The organism is Serratia sp. JKS296 (assembly GCF_900215445.1).
Taxonomy (GTDB): domain Bacteria; phylum Pseudomonadota; class Gammaproteobacteria; order Enterobacterales; family Enterobacteriaceae; genus Serratia; species Serratia marcescens.
The window spans coordinates 3,242,993-3,261,639 of sequence record NZ_OCMX01000001.1 but is presented as its reverse complement, the minus strand read 5'-3'; the positions used below and the strand labels follow the sequence as shown (position 1 = coordinate 3,261,639).

Annotated in this window: 12 protein-coding genes; 7 read left to right on the top strand and 5 right to left on the bottom strand. The window is 57.7% G+C overall.

The window, feature by feature from the left end; all coding sequences use genetic code 11:
- The first annotated feature begins 143 nt into the window (after positions 1–143).
- The 7 genes from cmoM (at position 144) to CRO23_RS15615 (ending at position 10,872) form a co-directional block, all read left to right on the top strand.
- A complete protein-coding gene (gene cmoM / locus CRO23_RS15645; protein WP_015377334.1) occupies positions 144–929 on the top strand; it encodes a tRNA uridine 5-oxyacetic acid(34) methyltransferase CmoM in 786 nt (261 codons plus the stop codon).
- Complete coding sequence (gene mukF / locus CRO23_RS15640; RefSeq protein ID WP_004928228.1) at positions 926–2,248, top strand: chromosome partition protein MukF; 1,323 nt, start codon at positions 926–928, stop codon at positions 2,246–2,248. Before cmoM ends, mukF begins: the two co-directional genes overlap by 4 nt.
- A complete protein-coding gene (gene mukE, locus CRO23_RS15635; RefSeq protein WP_004928226.1) occupies positions 2,229–2,957 on the top strand; it encodes a chromosome partition protein MukE in 729 nt (242 codons plus the stop codon). Before mukF ends, mukE begins: the two co-directional genes overlap by 20 nt.
- Entirely contained in the window at positions 2,954–7,402 is a 4,449-nt protein-coding gene (mukB, locus tag CRO23_RS15630; protein ID WP_016928310.1) for a chromosome partition protein MukB, read from the top strand. The genes mukE and mukB overlap by 4 nt, the downstream gene beginning before the upstream one ends.
- Before the next feature lie 220 nt (positions 7,403–7,622).
- A complete protein-coding gene (ldtD, locus tag CRO23_RS15625) occupies positions 7,623–9,431 on the top strand; it encodes a L,D-transpeptidase (protein WP_097102415.1) in 1,809 nt (602 codons plus the stop codon).
- A 180-nt stretch (positions 9,432–9,611) separates the two neighbouring features.
- The gene (locus tag CRO23_RS15620) at positions 9,612–10,160 is read left to right on the top strand and encodes a YcbK family protein (protein ID WP_004928217.1); all 549 of its coding nucleotides are present in this window, start codon (positions 9,612–9,614) and stop codon (positions 10,158–10,160) included.
- Between the two features lie 64 nt (positions 10,161–10,224).
- Complete coding sequence (locus tag CRO23_RS15615; RefSeq protein ID WP_097102413.1) at positions 10,225–10,872, top strand: MBL fold metallo-hydrolase; 648 nt, start codon at positions 10,225–10,227, stop codon at positions 10,870–10,872.
- 77 nt (positions 10,873–10,949) lie between these two features.
- Here CRO23_RS15615 and CRO23_RS15610 read toward each other — a convergent pair whose 3' ends face one another.
- The 5 genes from CRO23_RS15610 to CRO23_RS15590 all read right to left on the bottom strand — a co-directional run bounded on the left by CRO23_RS15610 (position 10,950) and on the right by CRO23_RS15590 (position 18,591).
- Positions 10,950–12,140 carry an amino acid aminotransferase gene (locus tag CRO23_RS15610; RefSeq protein WP_097102412.1) on the bottom strand — a complete coding sequence of 397 codons (1,191 nt, stop codon included), beginning with the start codon at positions 12,138–12,140 and terminating at the stop codon, positions 10,950–10,952.
- 245 nt (positions 12,141–12,385) lie between these two features.
- On the bottom strand, positions 12,386–13,513 hold the full coding sequence (gene ompC, locus CRO23_RS15605; RefSeq protein WP_015377340.1) for a porin OmpC: 1,128 nt from the start codon (positions 13,511–13,513) through the stop codon (positions 12,386–12,388).
- A 301-nt stretch (positions 13,514–13,814) separates the two neighbouring features.
- On the bottom strand, positions 13,815–15,215 hold the full coding sequence (gene asnS / locus CRO23_RS15600; RefSeq protein WP_097102410.1) for an asparagine--tRNA ligase: 1,401 nt from the start codon (positions 15,213–15,215) through the stop codon (positions 13,815–13,817).
- Positions 15,216–15,429: 214 nt separating this feature from the next.
- Positions 15,430–16,635 (bottom strand): nicotinate phosphoribosyltransferase, encoded by a 1,206-nt coding sequence (gene pncB / locus CRO23_RS15595; protein WP_028127363.1) that lies wholly within the window; start codon positions 16,633–16,635, stop codon positions 15,430–15,432.
- 255 nt (positions 16,636–16,890) lie between these two features.
- Complete coding sequence (locus CRO23_RS15590) at positions 16,891–18,591, bottom strand: GGDEF domain-containing protein (protein ID WP_097102407.1); 1,701 nt, start codon at positions 18,589–18,591, stop codon at positions 16,891–16,893.
- Positions 18,592–18,647 lie beyond the last annotated feature (56 nt).

The window sequence follows — 18,647 nt, the reverse complement described above, 5'->3', positions numbered from 1 at the left end:
GATCCTTTTGGGTGAAAAATCGGCATCCAGGTATAAACAGGCCGCAAGAAGATACATTCTAAGCCAGTCTGTGCCAAAATAGCAGGTTTGAATGGGCGTGCGCTTTGCCGCCGACAAGACTGAGATCAGCGGAGCCGTTGTCCATGCAGGATCGTAATTTTGACGATATTGCTGAAAAATTTGCGCGTAATATTTACGGCACCACGAAAGGAAAAATCCGCCAGGCGGTGGTTTGGCAGGATCTGACCGGGCTGCTGGCGCAGTTGCCGCAGCGGCCGCTGCGCATTCTCGACGCCGGGGGCGGTGAAGGCCATATGGCCTGCCAACTGGCAGAATTAGGACATCAGGTGTTGTTGTGCGATCTTTCTGGTGAGATGATCCAGCGCGCCGCGCAGCTGGCGGAGCAGAAAGGTGTGAGCCAGAACATGCAATTCGTACAAAGTTCTGCGCAGGATATCGCTCAACATTTGGAACAGCCGGTTGATCTGATATTGTTTCATGCAGTGCTTGAATGGATCGCCGAGCCCGAAGCGGCGCTGCAGGCGTTGTATGACTGCCTGACGCCGGGCGGCGCGCTGTCGCTGATGTTCTTCAACGCCAACGGCCTCTTGATGCGCAACGTGGTGTTGGGTAATTTCCAACTGGTGGATCCCGAGGTCAGACGGCGCCGCAAGCGTTCGCTGTCGCCGCAATATCCGCACGATCCGCTATTGGTCTACGGTTGGTTGGAACAGCTGGGCATGCGCATCGGCGGCAAAACCGGCGTGCGGGTGTTCCACGACTATCTGCAGAGCAGACAGCTGCAAACACAAAAATTTGAAGAGTTACTGGCGCTTGAACAGCACTATTGCCGGCAGGAGCCGTACGTGAGTTTGGGGCGCTATATTCACGTCATGGCGCATAAACCAAACCTGAAGGACGAACTATGAGTGAATTTTCCCAGACAGTACCCGAACTGGTCGCCTGGGCACGGAAAAATGATTTCTCTATTTCGCTCCCTACGGAGCGTCTCGCATTTCTGCTCGCCATCGCCACCCTGAACGGCGAACGACTGGATGGCGAGATGAGCGAAGGTGAGCTGGTTGATGCATTTCGCCATGTCAGCAAGGGTTTTGAACAGACGCATGAAACGGTGGCGATGCGCGCCAACAATGCGATTAACGACATGGTGCGCCAGCGCCTGTTGAACCGTTTTACCAGCGAGCTGGCGGACGGCAACGCGATTTACCGCCTGACGCCGCTGGGTATCGGCATTACCGATTACTATATTCGCCAACGCGAATTCTCCACGCTGCGTTTGTCGATGCAGCTGTCGATCGTGGCGCAGGAACTCAAACGCGCCGCGGATGCCGCCGACGAGGGCGGCGACGATTTCCATTGGCACCGCAACGTGTTCGCGCCGTTGAAATATTCGGTGGCGGAAATCTTCGACAGCATCGACATGACCCAACGCGTGATGGATGAGCAGCAGCAGAGCGTGAAGAACGACATCGCGGCGCTGCTGAGCAAGGATTGGCGGGCGGCGATCTCCAGCTGCGAGATGCTGTTGTCGGAAACCTCGGGCACCCTGCGCGAGCTGCAGGATACGCTGGATGCGGCGGGCGATAAGCTGCAGGCCAACCTGCTGCGCATCCAGGACGCAACCCTCGGCAACGTGGAGCTGGGTTTCGTCGACAAGCTGGTGTTCGATCTGCAAAGCAAGCTGGATCGCATCATCAGCTGGGGCCAGCAGGCGATCGACCTGTGGATCGGCTACGATCGCCACGTGCATAAATTTATCCGTACCGCTATCGATATGGACAAAAACCGCGTGTTCGCCCAGCGCCTGCGTCAGTCGGTGCAAACCTATTTCGACCACCCGTGGGCGCTGACCCATGCCAATGCCGATCGTCTGCTGGACATGCGCGACGAAGAACTGGCGCTGCGCAGCGAGGAAGTGACCGGGGAACTGCCGCCGGATCTGGAATTCGAAGAGTTCAGCGAGATTCGCGAACAGCTGGCGGCGATGATCGAAGAGGCGCTGAAGGTGTACCAGGAACAGCAGATGCCGCTCAACCTTGCGGCGGTGATGCGCGATTACCTGGCGCAATATCCGCGTGCGCGTCATTTCGACGTGGCACGTTTAGTGGTCGACCAGGCTGTGCGCCTCGGTGTGGCTGAAGCAGATTTCTCAGGGTTGCCGGCGGAATGGCAGGCAATCAATGATTACGGAGCCAAGGTCCAGGCCCATGTCATCGACAAATATTGAACAAGTAATGCCAGTCAAGCTGGCCAAGGCGCTGTCCAACTCGCTGTTTCCGGCGTTGGACAGCCAACTGCGCGCGGGTCGTCACATCGGTATCGATGAGCTGGACAACCACGCCTTTTTAATGGATTTCCAGGATGAGCTGGAAGAATTTTACAACCGTTACAGCGTCGAGCTGATTCGGGCGCCGGAAGGCTTCTTCTATTTGCGCCCGCGCTCCACCACGCTGATCCCGCGTTCGGTGCTGTCCGAGCTGGATATGATGGTGGGTAAGATCTTGTGCTACCTGTATCTCAGCCCCGAGCGCCTGGCGCACGAAGGCATTTTCAGTCATCAGGAGCTGTACGACGAGCTGCTGAGCCTGGCCGATGAGAACAAGCTGCTGAAGTTCGTCAACCAGCGCTCCACCGGTTCGGATCTCGATCGGCAGAAGCTGCACGAAAAGGTGCGCACTTCCCTGAACCGCCTGCGCCGCCTCGGCATGGTCTATTTCATGGGCAATGACAGCAGCAAGTTCCGCATTACCGAGGCGGTGTTCCGCTTCGGCGCCGACGTGCGCAGCGGCGACGATCCGCGTGAAGCGCAACTGCGCATGATTCGCGACGGCGAGGCGATGCCGGTTGAAACCAGCCTGTCGCTGAACGATGAGAATGACGCTGAGGATCAGCAGGTTGATAACGCTCCTGACGGTGCAGAGGATGAACAGGAATGATTGAACGCGGTAAATTTCGCTCGTTGACGCTGGTTAACTGGAACGGCTTCTTCGCCCGCACCTTTGATCTGGATGAGCTGGTGACCACGCTGTCCGGCGGTAACGGGGCGGGGAAATCCACCACCATGGCGGCCTTCGTCACCGCACTGATCCCCGACCTGACGCTGCTGCACTTCCGTAACACCACCGAAGCGGGCGCCACCAGCGGCTCACGCGACAAAGGCCTGCACGGCAAGCTGCGCGCCGGCGTGTGTTACTCCACCCTTGACGTCGTCAACTCACGCCACCAGCGCGTGGTGGTTGGCGTGCGTCTGCAGCAGGTGGCGGGGCGCGATCGCAAGGTCGATATCAAACCGTTCACCATTCAGGGGTTGCCGACCGCGGTACAGCCGACTGAATTGCTGACCCAGACCGTGGGTGAGCGCCAGGCGCGCGTGCTGTCGCTGCAAGAGTTGAAAGAGCGCGTGGAAGAGATGGAGGGCGTGCAGTTCAAGCAGTTCAACTCCATCACCGATTACCACTCGCTGATGTTCGATCTGGGCGTGATCCCGAAACGCCTGCGTTCGTCCGCCGATCGCAGCAAGTTCTACCGTCTGATTGAGGCGTCGCTGTACGGCGGTATCTCCAGCGCCATCACCCGCTCGCTGCGCGATTACCTGCTGCCGGAAAACAGCGGCGTGCGCAAGGCGTTCCAGGACATGGAAGCGGCGCTGCGCGAAAACCGCATGACGCTGGAAGCGATCCGCGTCACCCAGTCGGATCGCGACCTGTTCAAGCATCTGATCTCCGAGGCCACCTCCTATGTGGCAGCGGACTATATGCGTCATGCCAACGAACGCCGAATCCATCTGGACGGCGCGCTGGCGCTGCGCAGCGATCTGTTGGGCAGCCGCAAGCAGCTGGCCGCCGAACAGTATCGCCATGTGGAAATGGCGCGCGAGCTGAGCGAACAGAGCGGCGCTGAATCCGATCTGGAAACCGATTACCAGGCCGCCAGCGACCACTTGAATCTGGTGCAGACGGCCATGCGTCAGCAGGAGAAGATCGAACGCTATGAAGCCGATCTGGAAGAGCTGACCTACCGTCTGGAAGAGCAGAACGAAGTGGTGGCCGAGGCGAGCGAGCAACAGGCCGAAAACGAAGCGCGCGCCGAAGCGGCCGAGCTGGAAGTGGATGAGCTGAAGAGCCAGTTGGCCGACTACCAGCAGGCGCTCGATGTGCAGCAGACACGCGCCATTCAGTACCAGCAGGCGCTGCAGGCACTGGAGCGCGCGCGCGCGCTGTGCCAACTGCCGGACCTGACTGCCGATAATGCCGAACAGTGGTTGGATACCTTCCAGGCCCGCGAGCAGGAGGCGACCGAAGCGCTGCTGATGCTGGAACAGAAGCTGAGCGTGGCCGACGCCGCGCACGGCCAGTTCGAACAGGCCTATCAGCTGGTGGGTAAAATCGCCGGTCAGGTCAGCCGCAGCGAAGCCTGGCAGTGCGCGCGCGAATTGCTGCGCGATTGGCCTTCGCAGCAGCACTTAGCCGAGCGCGTTCAGCCGCTGCGCCTGCGCCTGAGCGAACTGGAGCAGCGCTTGCGCTCGCAGCAGGACGCCGAGCGCCTGCTGCAAGAGTTTTGCAAACGCCATGGCCAAGAGTACCAGCCGGACGATCTCGACATGCTGCAGCAGGAGCTGGAAGAGCGCCTGGAAGCGCTGTCGCAGAACGTCAGCGAAGCCGGCGAACGCCGCATGGAGATGCGCCAGGAGCTGGAACAGATCCAGCAGCGCATCCGTGAGCTGACGGCGCGCGCCCCAGTGTGGCTGGCGGCGCAGGATGCCCTGAGCCAGCTCAGCGATCAGAGCGGGGAGCCGCTGGAAAACAGCCAGCAGGTGACCGAATACATGCAGCAACTGCTGGAGCGCGAGCGTGAAACTACCGTCGAGCGCGACGAAGTGGCGGCCCGCAAGCGCGAAGTGGAAGCGCAGATCGAGCGCCTCAGCCAGCCGGGCGGCGCGGAAGATCAACGCCTGGTCACCTTGGCCGAACGTTTCGGCGGCGTGCTGCTGTCGGAAATTTACGATGACGTCACTATTGATGACGCACCTTACTTCTCGGCGCTGTATGGACCTTCGCGCCACGCCATCGTGGTGCCGGATCTGTCGCTGGTGCGCGAGATGCTGGAAGGACTGGAAGATTGCCCGGAAGATCTTTACCTGATCGAAGGGGATCCGCAGTCGTTCGATGACAGCGTATTTGCCGTCGAAGAACAGGACAAAGCGGTGGTGGTGAAGATCGCCGATCGCCAGTGGCGTTATTCCCGCTACCCGGAAGTGCCGTTGTTCGGCCGTGCGGCGCGCGAAAACCGGCTGGAGGTGCTGCATGCCGAGCGTGAAACGCTGGCGGAGCGTTACGCCACGCTGTCGTTCGACGTGCAGAAAACTCAGCGCTCGCACCAGGCTTTCAGCCGCTTTATCGGCACCCATCTGGCGGTGGCGTTCGACGCCGATCCGGAAGCGGAGATCCGCGGTCTGAACGCCCGTCGTGGCGAGATCGAGCGTGCGCTGAACAATCACGAAGCGCAGAATCAGCAGCAGCGTCAGCAGTACGACCAGGCCAAAGAGGGCATTTCCGCGCTCAACCGCCTGATGCCGCTGGTGTCGTTGCTGAACGATGAAACGCTGCAGGATCGCGTCGACGAGATCCGCGAAGAGCTGGAAGAAGCGCAGGACGCCGCGCGCCACATTCAACAGCACGGGGTGTCACTGACCAAACTGGAGCCGCTGCTGTCAGTGCTGCAGAGCGATCCGCAGCAGCATGAACAGCTGCAGCAGGACTATGCGCAGGCGCAAAGCGTGCAGCGTCAGGCTAAACAGCAGGCGTTCGCGTTGACAGAAGTGGTGCAGCGTCGCGCGCACTTCAGCTATACCGACTCCGCCGGCATGCAGAATGCCAACAACGATCTCAACGACAAGCTGCGTCAGCGTCTGGAGCAGGCGGAAGCCGAACGCGCCCGCGCCCGTGAGCAGCTGCGTCAGTATCAAACCCAGTTCACCCAATACAGCCAGGTGCTGGCCTCGCTGAAAAGCTCGTATGACGCCAAGCGCGACATGCTGAAAGAGCTGAGCCAGGAGCTGGTGGATATCGGCGTGCAGGCCGACGCCAACGCTGAAGCGCGCGCGCGCGCGCGTCGCGACGAGCTGCATGCGGCGCTGAGCAACAACCGCGCTCGCCGCAATCAGTTGGAGAAACAGCTGACCTTCTGCGAAGCCGAAATGGACGGCCTGCAGAAGAAACTGCGGAAGCTGGAACGCGACTATCATCAGCTGCGCGAGCAGGTGGTGACCGCCAAGGCGGGGTGGTGCGCGGTGATGCGCCTGGTGAAAGACAACGGCGTGGAACGCCGCCTGCACCGCCGCGAGCTGGCGTATATGGATGGCGACGAGCTGCGCTCGATGTCGGATAAGGCGCTCGGCGCGCTGCGTCTGGCGGTGGCGGATAACGAACACCTGCGCGACGTGCTGCGCCTGTCGGAAGATCCGAAGCGGCCGGAGCGTAAGATTCAGTTCTATATCGCGGTGTACCAACACCTGCGCGAGCGTATCCGTCAGGACATCATCCGCACCGACGATCCGGTCGAGGCCATCGAGCAGATGGAAATCGAGCTGGGCCGTCTGACCGAAGAGCTGACCGCGCGCGAGCAGAAGCTGGCGATCAGTTCGAAAAGCGTGGCTAACATCATTCGCAAAACCATTCAGCGCGAACAGAACCGCATTCGCATGCTGAACCAGGGTCTGCAGGCCGTTGCCTTCGGCCAGGTGAAGAGCGTCCGTCTGAACGTCAATGTGCGCGAAGCGCATGCCACTCTGCTGGATGTGCTCTCCGAGCAGCAGGAACAGCATCAGGATCTGTTCAACAGCAACCGCCTGACCTTCTCCGAAGCGCTGGCCAAACTGTATCAGCGCCTGAATCCGCAGATCGACATGGGGCAGCGCACGCCGCAGACCATCGGCGAGGAGTTGCTGGACTACCGCAACTACCTGGAAATGGAAGTTGAGGTGTACCGTGGTTCCGACGGTTGGCTGCGTGCGGAAAGCGGCGCGTTGTCTACCGGTGAAGCCATCGGTACCGGGATGTCAATCCTGGTGATGGTGGTGCAGAGCTGGGAAGAAGAATCCCGCCGCCTGCGCGGTAAAGATATCTCGCCGTGTCGCCTGCTGTTCCTCGATGAAGCGGCGCGTCTGGATGCCAAGTCGATCGCCACGCTGTTCGAACTGTGCGATCGTCTGGAGATGCAGCTGATCATCGCGGCGCCGGAAAACATCAGTCCGGAGAAGGGCACCACCTATAAACTGGTGCGTAAGGTGTTCCAGAACCACGAGCATGTGCACGTGGTGGGGCTGCGCGGTTTCGCCGGCGAGCCGCCGGCGCTGGGCACTGCGCCGGTTGAAACGCCATAACGCAGAAAAACGCCCTAAAAATCCGAAAATAGCCGCCGCAGGGTGGCTATTTTTTTGTGCGCGTGGATGATAGTCCTGCTTTTTTATCCGTTGAAAAGCGGTTAGTTTAATCAGATAAACAGTTATTCGACGCCCGTAGGGCGAAACGGCCTTTCTGTTTGTATACTGAAACTATATGCAATTTTTGACGTTTTTTTTGTGAGCATACAGGGGGCAAGGGATGTTGCTTAAAAAGGGAAACTCTCTACGACGTTTGGCGCTGAGTGGCGCTATCGCCTGTAGTCTTGTGTCGTCGTTTTCCGCCTTGGCCACCGTAACGGCGTTACCGGTGGCAACAGCAGGCATGTCCGTTGCGCAGAGTCGTTCTGAACTGCTGGCCGCGTTGCCGCGCGGTATGGATCTGCACTACCTTTCCACGCTGGCGCCGCTGTATGCGGCGAATCATATGCAGCCGATGTGGCAGGATCGCGAGGCCGTTCAGCAGTTTCAACAGCAGCTGGCCGAACTGGCGATGTCCGGCGTGCAGCCGCAGTTCACCCAGTGGGTGAAGATGTTGACCGATCCGGCGCTCAGTGAAGCGGGCCGCGATGCGGTGCTGTCCGATGCGATGCTGGGTTATTTGCAGTTTGTATCCGCCATCGGCGCCAACGGCAACAACTGGCTGTACAGCAATATTCCCTACAAGCTTGGTTTGCCGCCCACGGCGGTGATCAATCAATGGCAGCTGGCGGTGCGCCAGGCGCGAACCCTGAGCTACGTAAATTCGCTCGCGCCGCAGCATCCGCAATATGCCAAGATGCATCAGGCGCTGCGTGACATGCTGGCGGACAACCGCCCCTGGCCGCAGGTGGGCAGTGGCCCGAGCCTGCGCCCTGGCCAAATGAGCAACGATATCCCGGCGCTGCGTGAGATCCTGACGCGCACCGGCATGCTGGCCGCCTCGGCGCCGGAAGCGGAGCCGGAACCGGCGGTGGTTTCGGCGAAGAGCAATGAACCCGACGACGGCGGGCTGACGGTAGATGAAGAGAAAAGCCGCGTGACGGTGAGCCCATCGGCGGCGCCGGTGACGGACTTGACTGCGGAACAGACGCCGCCGCAGCTCGGCAGCGTGGTGAGCGACAACCTCTATACCAACGAGCTGGTGGAGGGCGTCAAGCGTTTCCAGAAATGGCAGGGGTTGACGGCGGACGGCGTGATCGGCGTGCGCACCCGCGAGTGGCTCAACGTGTCACCGAAAACCCGCGCCGCGCTGTTGGCGCTGAATATCCAGCGCCTGCGCATTTTGCCGGGGCATGTCGGCACCGGCATTATGGTGAACATTCCCAACTACTCGCTGACCTACTATCAGAACGGCAACGAAGTGTTGTCCTCCCGCGTTATCGTCGGGCGGCCGAGCCGTAAGACGCCGCTGATGAGCAGCGCATTGAACAACGTGGTGGTCAACCCGCCTTGGAACGTGCCGACCACGCTGGTGCGTGAGGATATTGTGCCGAAGGCGATGCGCGACGGTAACTATTTCCAGAAACACGGCTATACCGTGCTGTCAGGCTGGAGCAACGATGCGGAAGTGATCAACCCGGCGATGATCGACTGGAGCATGGTTTCCGCGCGCAATTTCCCGTATCGCGTCCGTCAGGCGCCGGGGGCCACCAACTCGTTGGGACGTTTCAAGTTCAATATGCCGAGCTCGGATGCCATCTACCTGCACGATACCCCGAACCACAGCCTGTTCCAGAAAGACATCCGCGCGCTCAGCTCCGGCTGCGTGCGGGTGAACAAGGCTTCCGATTTGGCGAATATGCTGCTGCAGGATGCCGGCTGGAACAATAGCCGCGTTTCCTCCACGCTGAAAGAAGGCAATACCACTTATGTGAATATTCGCCAGCGTATTCCCGTAAAACTGTATTATCTGACCGCCTGGGTTTCGGATGATGGCCAACCGCAATTCCGTACAGATATTTACAATTATGATAATACGGTGAGATCGGGCGCACAAATTTTGGCTCAGGCCAAAAAATTAATGCAGTAAATGCAGTAATTATAAATAAATAACGGTCAGAATGTTTGGCTATACCGCAGGCCCTCGTAGGCGGGGGCCTGTAAACCTAGGCGTATCGCGGGTTGACTCAGCATACGCAGGCGGTTATGGTTCGGACAGTGCGCTGCTTTGTGCATTTATTTTGACATTCTTGCCGGGTTTAACAGAGTCATGGACAAAATTGATCATCATCGCCGTAAATGGCTGGCGCTAGGTGGCGCCGCTATGGGCATAGCGCTGCTTCCAGGGCAGGCATTTGCCAGTCTTTCCACCGCTCGACCGCGTATTTTAGTGCTGAATAACCTGAATACCGGTGAATCTATTAAAGCCGAGTTCTTTGACGGCAAAGGCTACAATAAAGAAGAGTTGGTTCGGCTAAATCATCTGTTCCGCGATTATCGCGCCAACAAGGTTAAATCGATCGATCCCAGCTTGTTTGATCACCTCTATCGCCTGCAGGGGCTGCTGGGCACCAGCAAGCCGGTGCAGCTGATCTCCGGTTACCGCTCCGTAGATACCAACAACGAATTGCGCGCACACAGCCGCGGCGTGGCCAAGCACAGCTACCATACCAAGGGCCAGGCGATGGATTTCCACATTGAAGGTATCCAATTGAGTAATATCCGTAAAGCGGCGTTAAAAATGCGCGCCGGTGGTGTAGGATATTACCCACGTAGCAACTTCGTGCACATCGATACCGGCCCGGTTCGGAGCTGGTAATCGCGGTGCCCTCAGTGAATAACGCTGCTCCTTGCAGAGGCGGCGTTATTGTCGTTGGAGCCTTATGAAATACCATCTTATTCCCGTTACCGCCTTTAGCCAGAACTGCAGCCTGATCTGGTGTGAAAACACGCAGCAGGCGGCGTTGGTTGATCCCGGCGGCGAAGCGGAAAAAATCAAAGCGGAAGTGGCGAAGCAGGGTGTGACAATCACGCAGATTTTGCTGACGCACGGCCATTTGGATCACGTCGGCGCGGCGGCGGAGCTGGCGGACCATTATCAGGTGCCGATTTACGGCCCGGATAAAGAGGACGCTTTTTGGCTGGATGGTTTGCCGGCGCAGAGCCGGATGTTCGGGCTGGAGGAGTGTGCGCCGCTGACCCCGACTCGTTGGCTGTCGGAAGGCGATGAGATGCAGGTGGGAGAAATGACGCTCAAGGTGCTGCACTGCCCCGGGCACACACCAGGCCACATTGTCTTTATCAATGAGCAGGCGCGTTTGGCGCTGGTCGGCGACGTGCTGTTTAACGGCGGCGTGGGGCGCAGCGACTTCCCGCGCGGTGATCATCAGGCGTTGATCGCCTCTATTCGCACCAAGCTGCTGCCATTGGGCGACGATATGCGCTTTATTCCCGGCCACGGCCCGATGTCGACCTTTGACCACGAGCGCCAGACCAACCCGTTCCTGCGCGAAGAACCGGCGGTGTGGTAACGATTATTTCCCGGCCGAAATAATCAAGGGCGCATAGAGCGCCCTTTTTTTATGATTTATGACCTGCGTCGATGCTTTTAGAGCACGGCGACGATGGCTTCACACAGCGGCGCCATGTTGTCCGGGGTCATGCCGGCCACGTTCACCCGGCCCGAGTTCACGGCGTATACGCCGAACTCTTCACGCAGACGCAGCACCTGTTCTTTGGTCAGGCCGCTGAATGAGAACATGCCGTTCTGCTGGATGATGAAGCTGAAGTCCTGTTGTGCGCCTTTCTCCTGCAGGGTGTTCACGAACAGCTGACGCATGCGGTGAATGCGCTGGCGCATGTCGGTCAGCTCCTGCTCCCACATCGCGCGCAGGGCGTCGTTGCCCAGAATGGCGGCGACAACGGCCGCGCCGTGTGACGGCGGGTTGGAGTAGTTGGCGCGAATGGCCGCCTTCACTTGGCTGAAGGCGCGATCGGCGGTTTCGGCATCGGCAGCTACAATGGTGCAAGCGCCGACGCGCTCATTGTACAGGCCGAAGTTTTTCGAGTAGGAGCTGGCGACGATCAGCTCTTGATGTTTGGCGGCGAAAATACGCAGACCCTGCGCATCCTCTTCCAGACCGTTGGCGAAGCCCTGGTAGGCGAAGTCGAACAGCGGCAGCCAGCCATTGGCGACGGAAAGCTCAGCCAGTTGTGCCCACTGTTCCGCCGTTGGATCGATACCGGTCGGGTTATGGCAGCAGCCGTGGAACAACACGATATCCCCGGCCTGAGCCTGTTTCAGGCTGTTCAGCAGGCCGTCAAAATCCAGCGCGTGGTTGGCAGCGTCGTAGTAGGCGTACTCCAGCACTTCCAGGCCAACGGCGCTAAAGACGTTCTTGTGGTTCGGCCAGCTTGGGTTGCTGATCCAGATGCGCTTGGCGCTGGTCTGGTTGGCGATAAAGTCTGCCGCCACGCGCAGGCCGCCGGTGCCGCCTGGCGTCTGCGCGGTGCGCGCGCGACGATTGGTGACGATCGGGCTCTCTTTACCGAACAGCAGCTCTTGCGTGCAGCTGGCAAACGCCGGGATGCCTTCAATGCCGAGATAGTTTTTGGTGGTCTCGTTTTCCAGCAGATACTGTTCAGCTTTTTTTACGCTGGTCAGCACCGGGGTTTTGCCGGTTTCGTCTTTATAAACGCCAATGCCTAAATTGATTTTATTCGGGCGGGCGTCGGCGCGGAAAATGTCGGTCAGGCCCAGGATCGGGTCGGCGGGTGCGGCGGTGATTTTTTCAAACATGTCAGGTGCTTCCAAATCTCGGAGTTAAGCAGACAGAAGCATCAGGGTAGCGCCAGTTATCGGCTTTGCCAACCGTTTGCGATAAAAACACCGCGATCTTGTGAACGGGAAGGATTCGACAGAAAAAATGAGGGGGAAGGAGAAATCTGCAGGATAAAACGTTACCGGAAGACACAAATAAAAACAGGGCCGAAGCCCTGTTTTTTTAACTTAGCCGACGGTGAACCGCCGTTAAGCGAGACAACTTAGAACTGGTATACCAGACCAACAGCTACGATATCGTCGGTAGCGGTGCCGGTTGCTTTGGTGAACTCGTTGTCATCCAGCAGGTTGATTTTGTAATCAACGTAGGTGGACATGTTCTTGTTGAAGTAGTAAGTGGTACCAACAGAAACATATTTAACCAGATCCTGGTCAGAACCCACGCCAGGAACGTTCAGGTTTTTACCTTTAGATTGCAGGTAAGACACTTCTGGACGCAGACCGAAGTCGAACTGGTACTGAGCAGTCACTTCGAAGTTCTGAGTTTTGCTCGCGAAGCCGCCGCACTTGTCATCGGTAGCTGCACAGCCTGCACCGAAGTTACCGCCGCCGAACGGGGTCATGTTACGGGTTTCTGCGTACATCGCCGCCAGGTAAACGTTGTTGGCGTCGTATTTCGCACCTACGGTCCATGCGTCAGCCTTGTCGCCACGCTCGTTGGAACGCAGTTTCTGGTCGTCGGTACGGTTAGAAGACGCGTATGCAGCGCCGAAGCTTACGCCTTCGCCGATGTCATAAGTAGAGGAGATGCCCCAGCCGTCGCCGTTTTGTTTCTTGACGTTACGGCCGTCGTTCTGGTTTTTGCCCTGGTACTGAACGGCGAAGTTCAGACCGTCAACCAGACCGAAGAAGTTGTTGTTACGATAGGTCGCAACGCCGTTGGTACGGCCGGTCATGAAGTTGTCGGTGTAGGTGTAAGTATCGCCACCGAACTCTGGCAGCATATCGGTCCAGCCTTCCACGTCGTACAGTACGCCGTAGTTACGGCCGTAGTCGAAGGAGCCGTAGTCAGCGAATTTCAGACCCGCGAAGCCCAGACGGGTTTTGGTGCCTTCGGTGCCCTGAGATTCGGAGTGGTTAGCCTGGACGTTGTATTCCCACTGGCCGTAACCGGTCAGTTGGTCAGTAATCTGAGTTTCACCTTTGAAGCCGAAACGAACATAGGTCTGATCGCCGTCATTACCTTTGTCGTCGGAGAAGTAGTGCAGACCGTCAACTTTGCCGTACAGATCCAGCTTGTTGCCGTCTTTGTTGTAGATTTCAGCTGCGTTTGCTGCACCAGCAGCCAACAGAGCCGGGATAACCACTGCAAGAATGTTGCGCTTCATCATTATTACCCTCATTGGTGTTATTCGGACACCTTTGCCACTGCCGCCAATAATTCCTTGGGAACTATTGTAGATAGATTGGTGTCGTCCTGTGTCTGAACGCAGTGTTCCATTCACAGGCGGGTTAATCTAGGACGAAAATGATACCAATGTCGCAATGAGGTTGCAAAAGGAAAGTATGTGTAACTAAATGTAATTTTTCGGGAACTTTGTGACGTGCGTCAATATTAAAAAATGCGAAAGGCCAGCGAGGCTGGCCTTTGTTTTGTAACGAAATCGTTTAAAAAACGTGTGATCGTATGAATTAGAAGCTTGCGTTACGTGGTGTGCGTGGGAACGGGATCACATCGCGCACGTTTTGCACGCCGGTGACATAGGCGATTAAACGTTCAAAGCCCAGGCCGAAACCGGAATGCGGCACGGTGCCGTAACGACGCAGATCGCGATACCACCAGTAGTCTTCCTTATTCAGGCCCATCTCTTCCAGACGCTGATCGAGCACGTCGAGGCGTTCTTCACGCTGAGAACCACCGATGATTTCACCGATGCCCGGCGCCAGCACGTCCATGGCCGCGACGGTTTTGCCGTCTTCGTTCATGCGCATGTAGAACGCCTTGATGTCTTTCGGGTAGTTTTTCACCACCACCGGCGCCTGGAAGTGTTTCTCCGCCAGATAACGCTCATGTTCGGAAGAGAGATCGATACCCCAGGAGACCGGGTTTTCGAAGGTTTGGCCCGAGGCCAGCAGGATCTCAATGGCGTCGGTGTAGTCTACCTGGGCGAAATCGGAAGAGACGAAGCGCTCCAGACGCGCGATAGCGTCTTTATCCACGCGCTCGGCGAAGAATTTCAGATCGTCTGCACGTTCATTCAGCACCGCCTGGAACACATACTTCAGCATGCTTTCGGCCAGGCCGGCGACATCGTCCAGCGTCGCGAAGGCCACTTCCGGCTCGATCATCCAGAATTCCGCCAGGTGGCGGCTGGTGTTGGAGTTTTCGGCGCGGAAGGTTGGGCCGAAGGTGTAAACCTTCGACAGCGCGCAGGCGTAGGTTTCGCCGTTCAGCTGGCCGGAAACGGTAAGGAAGGCTTCCTTACCGAAGAAGTCTTCGCTGAAGTCGACGGCGCCCTTGTCGGTGCGCGGCAGGTTTTCCAGGTCCAGCGTGGACACGCGGAACATCTCGCCGGCGCCTTCGGTGTCGGAGGCGGTGATCAGCGGGGTGGACACCCAGAAATAGCCATTTTCATGGAAGAAGCGGTGGATCGCCTGCGCCAGCGTATGACGCACGCGCGCCACGGCGCCGATCAGGTTGGTGCGCGGGCGCAGGTGGGCCACTTCGCGCAGGTATTCGATGCTGTGACGTTTGGCCGCCATCGGGTAAGTGTCCGGATCGTCGACCCAGCCGACCACTTTGATCGCGGTGGCCTGCAGCTCGAAGCTCTGGCCTTCGCCCGGTGAAGCAACGACCTTGCCGGTAACTTCGACCGAACAGCCGGTGGTCAGGTGCAGCACTTCATCTTGATAATTCGGCAGAGAATTATTAACGACGGCCTGTAACGGATCAAAGCAGGAACCGTCATAGACGGCCAGGAAGGAGATACCAGCTTTTGAATCTCTCCGGGTACGTACCCAGCCGCGTACGGTGACTTCACTGTCAACCGCAGCACGACCTTGCAGTACGTCGACTACAGGCACTACGCTCATAGATTTCTCTCTTTAATAATTTGGTTTAGAAATAGCTTACAACCCAAGAATATGGGGGTAATGGCTATGTTACTTGCCGCGGTGCAGAGCACAAGCAGAAATCATCGGATTGGCGCAACATTTATCGCGGCTGACTGAAAAGAGGGCGTTCGGGATAAAAACAAAAAGCCGGCGCGAGAACCGGGCCGGCTTTCTCTCTTTATATAAAGAAGGCTCAGCTGGCTTTCTTCACCAGCGGTAGATCGAAGGCCTTGCGCAGAGCCCTGACGAACGCCTGGTCCTGGCAGATGGTCTTGCCGGGGCTGTCGGAGAGCTTGGCCACCGGCTTGCCTTTGCACTCGACCAGCTTGATCACGATATTTAACGGCTTAACGCCGGGAATATCGCAGGTCAGACGCGTGCCGATGCCGAAGCCGAGATTAATGCGCTGGTAGAAATGGCGATAGAGCGCCAGCGCTTTTTCCAGATCCAGGTTGTCCGAGAACACCAGCGTTTTGCTCAGTGGGTCGATGCCCAGTTTCTGATAGTGGGCAATGGCCTTTTCACCCCACTCGACGGGATCGCCCGAATCGTGGCGAAGCCCCTGATAACGCTCGGCGAACTGCGGGCCGAAGTCGCGCAGGAAGGCATCCATGGTGATGCAGTCGGTGAGCGCTATGCCAAGCTGGTCCGGATATTCATCCAGCCAGGCCTGCAATGCGGCGCGCTGGCTGTTGGCCAGCACCGGGCTTATCTGCTGATGCGCCTGGAACCACTCATGCGCCTGCGTGCCGACCGGCGCCAGACCCAGCTGGTGCGCCAGATCGTAATTGCTGGTGCCCGACAGGTACGGGAATTCGGCCTGCAATGTGCTGACGATGGCCTGTTGCACGCCCTGAGAGAAACGGCGGCGGGTGCCGAAGTCCATCAACTTGAAGCGTGAAAGATCCAGATCGCCCGCCAACGTCTTGAACTGCGCCAGCTTGGTTTGCAGATGCGCCACCGCCTGTTCCGGCGTCGCCAGCGGCGAGCGCCGGCGGTGCACCACTTCGCTGATCACCGCCAGCAACGGCACTTCCCACATGATCACTTCACGCCAGGGGCCGGCGATGCGGATGTGCAGCTTGCCGTCGCGGTTGTCGATGGTGACCTGCTGCGGATCGTAGCGGAACGTGCGCAGCCAGTTCAGGTAATCTTGACGGAAGAAGGGCAGGCCCGAAAGATAAGCGAATTCGGCGTCGGTTAGCGCCAGCCGGCTCATCAGCGCCACCTGCGCGCGGATCTCGTCGGCATATTCGCCCAGCAGTTCGTCGCCGCGGCAGCGGAATTCCGCCGCCACGCTGATCGCGGGATAGCGATGGAACACTGCTTGCTGCATATGAAGCTTATAAGCATCGGTATCAAGCAGTGATGTCAAAATCGGGGAAGCGTATTGAGTCATAGCGCGTTACAGCATCCTCGTCAGGCGCGTGTCCAAATCCGGATAATCATAAAAGTGGGGGTGGAGTATACCCGGATTATCCTGTTATTGAAGCTGCATCACACCATAAATCACCGAAGCGGGTCGAGGATTAAACGTGCCTTTATGGCAGCCGGATAGCGGCGGGGAGGAAAAAAAGCCAGATATGCCTGTAAGGTGAATGACTTAGCCTAATTAGTCATAAAAATTATAATGTTAATTATTTTAAACAACGAATCAGATAAAGCCGGCCTGGGTATGCACGCTGACCCGATCCTTGCCGTTCTTTTTGCAAAAATAGAGCGCTTCGTCCGCCTGTTTGATCGCCGCCTGCAGCGCGGCGAACGCGCTGACCGGCGCGATGCCGCAGCTGGTGGTGAAGCGCACTTGCCGTCCGTCGGCCAGATTTAGCGTCAGGCGATGAGTACGTGCGCGCAATTGCTCCATGATGTCCCGCGCGTTGTCCAACGAACAGTTGCCCAGCAGCACCGCGAACTCTTCGCCGCCATAGCGGCAGAAGATGTCGCTGGCGCGGAACGCGCGTTGCAGCAAGTGGCCGAATGCCACCAGTGCCCGGTCACCCACGTCGTGGCCGTAGCTGTCGTTGAGTTGTTTGAAATTGTCGATGTCGATCAGGCAAAAGGCCTGCGGGTAGCTGGCGTTGCCCAGCAGTTGACATTCAAGGAAGAATTTACGGCGGTTGTAGATATTGGTGAGCGGATCGAGGAAGGAAGAGGCCTCGAGCTCTTTAATCAGCAGTTGTTTCTCGCTCTCCAGCGAGACCTTGTCCAGCTGGTATTGCCTGAGCTGCTGAATGGCGTCGCTGATGGCGATCAATTCCTGGCTGTAGAAGGCATCGTTGCGATCGATATTCATCTCACCGCGCGACAGCCGCACGATATTGTTGTGGGTCTTGGTCAACCAGCGGTTGATGCTGGTGCAGAACACCAACGCCGGCAAAATGAACAGCAAAACCACCAGGCCGGCGAGTGCGATCATGCCGTAAATGGTCGTCTGGCTGTCGTAAATCTTGTGGCGCGAGGCGAGGGTTTCCAATTCGAAACTGCGTTGATACAGCGCCTGCGAAAGCCCGCTCACATCGTCGATATAGCGAGAAATAAGCGCTGTGGGGTAGGGCCTATGGGTATCGATAGCGGTATACAGCCCATTGGTAATCTGCTGGAGGCGCTCAGCGGACACCTGGGCGAGCAACGCATTGACGATGTTGGTGATTTGTTCATCGTCGTAGTTGATCTTCATGAAGATCAATCGGGTGCTCAGTGCGTTCAGCACGCCGGTAAGCTGAATGGACTTTAGATAGGCGTCTTTGCGAACGAGCTGGCTGACGTTGACGTCGATAATCTGATCGCTCAATTCCGTCAATGACATATTTAACCGGTTATTGAGACGGATGGCCTCGAGAAACATAAAGGAGTCGGTATCCACCATCCGGGTATCGTAGGTGTAACGGTAATAACTCTTGCTGGTTTGCGAGATGTAATAGGCGCTGTTGATGTTGAACAGATTGGCGTTGGTGTTATTGACCTGCGAAAGCTGCAGGTTGTCATTATCCAGCAGCTGCTCCATCAACGCGATCATCGACAGCGCGGCGATTTTTTGTCGAACCCCGAGCTGTCTGGCGACCTCATCGTCCAGATGTTCGCGGATCCGGGTGATTCTCTCGCGTGCCACCCGATCGGCGGCTAAACATTGCGCACGGGTGATTTGCGGATCGATCAGGCTCAATCGTTTGAGGCGATGAGCCAGCAGCGCAGCCTGAAAGGCTTCGGAAATTTCTTTGGCGCGATCGATTTTGTACAGGTTCAGCTGGTTGTCGCGGTAGTCGGTATGGGCTTCGAGCAGCTCATCGACGATGAACAGAGAGAAGGAAGTCATCAGGCACAGGGTAAAAAAATAGATTGCGTATTTAATTTTCATAGTGCGAGTCATCCCTGAGCCTGATGCCGCAATTATACCACCATGCCGCCTGTGTC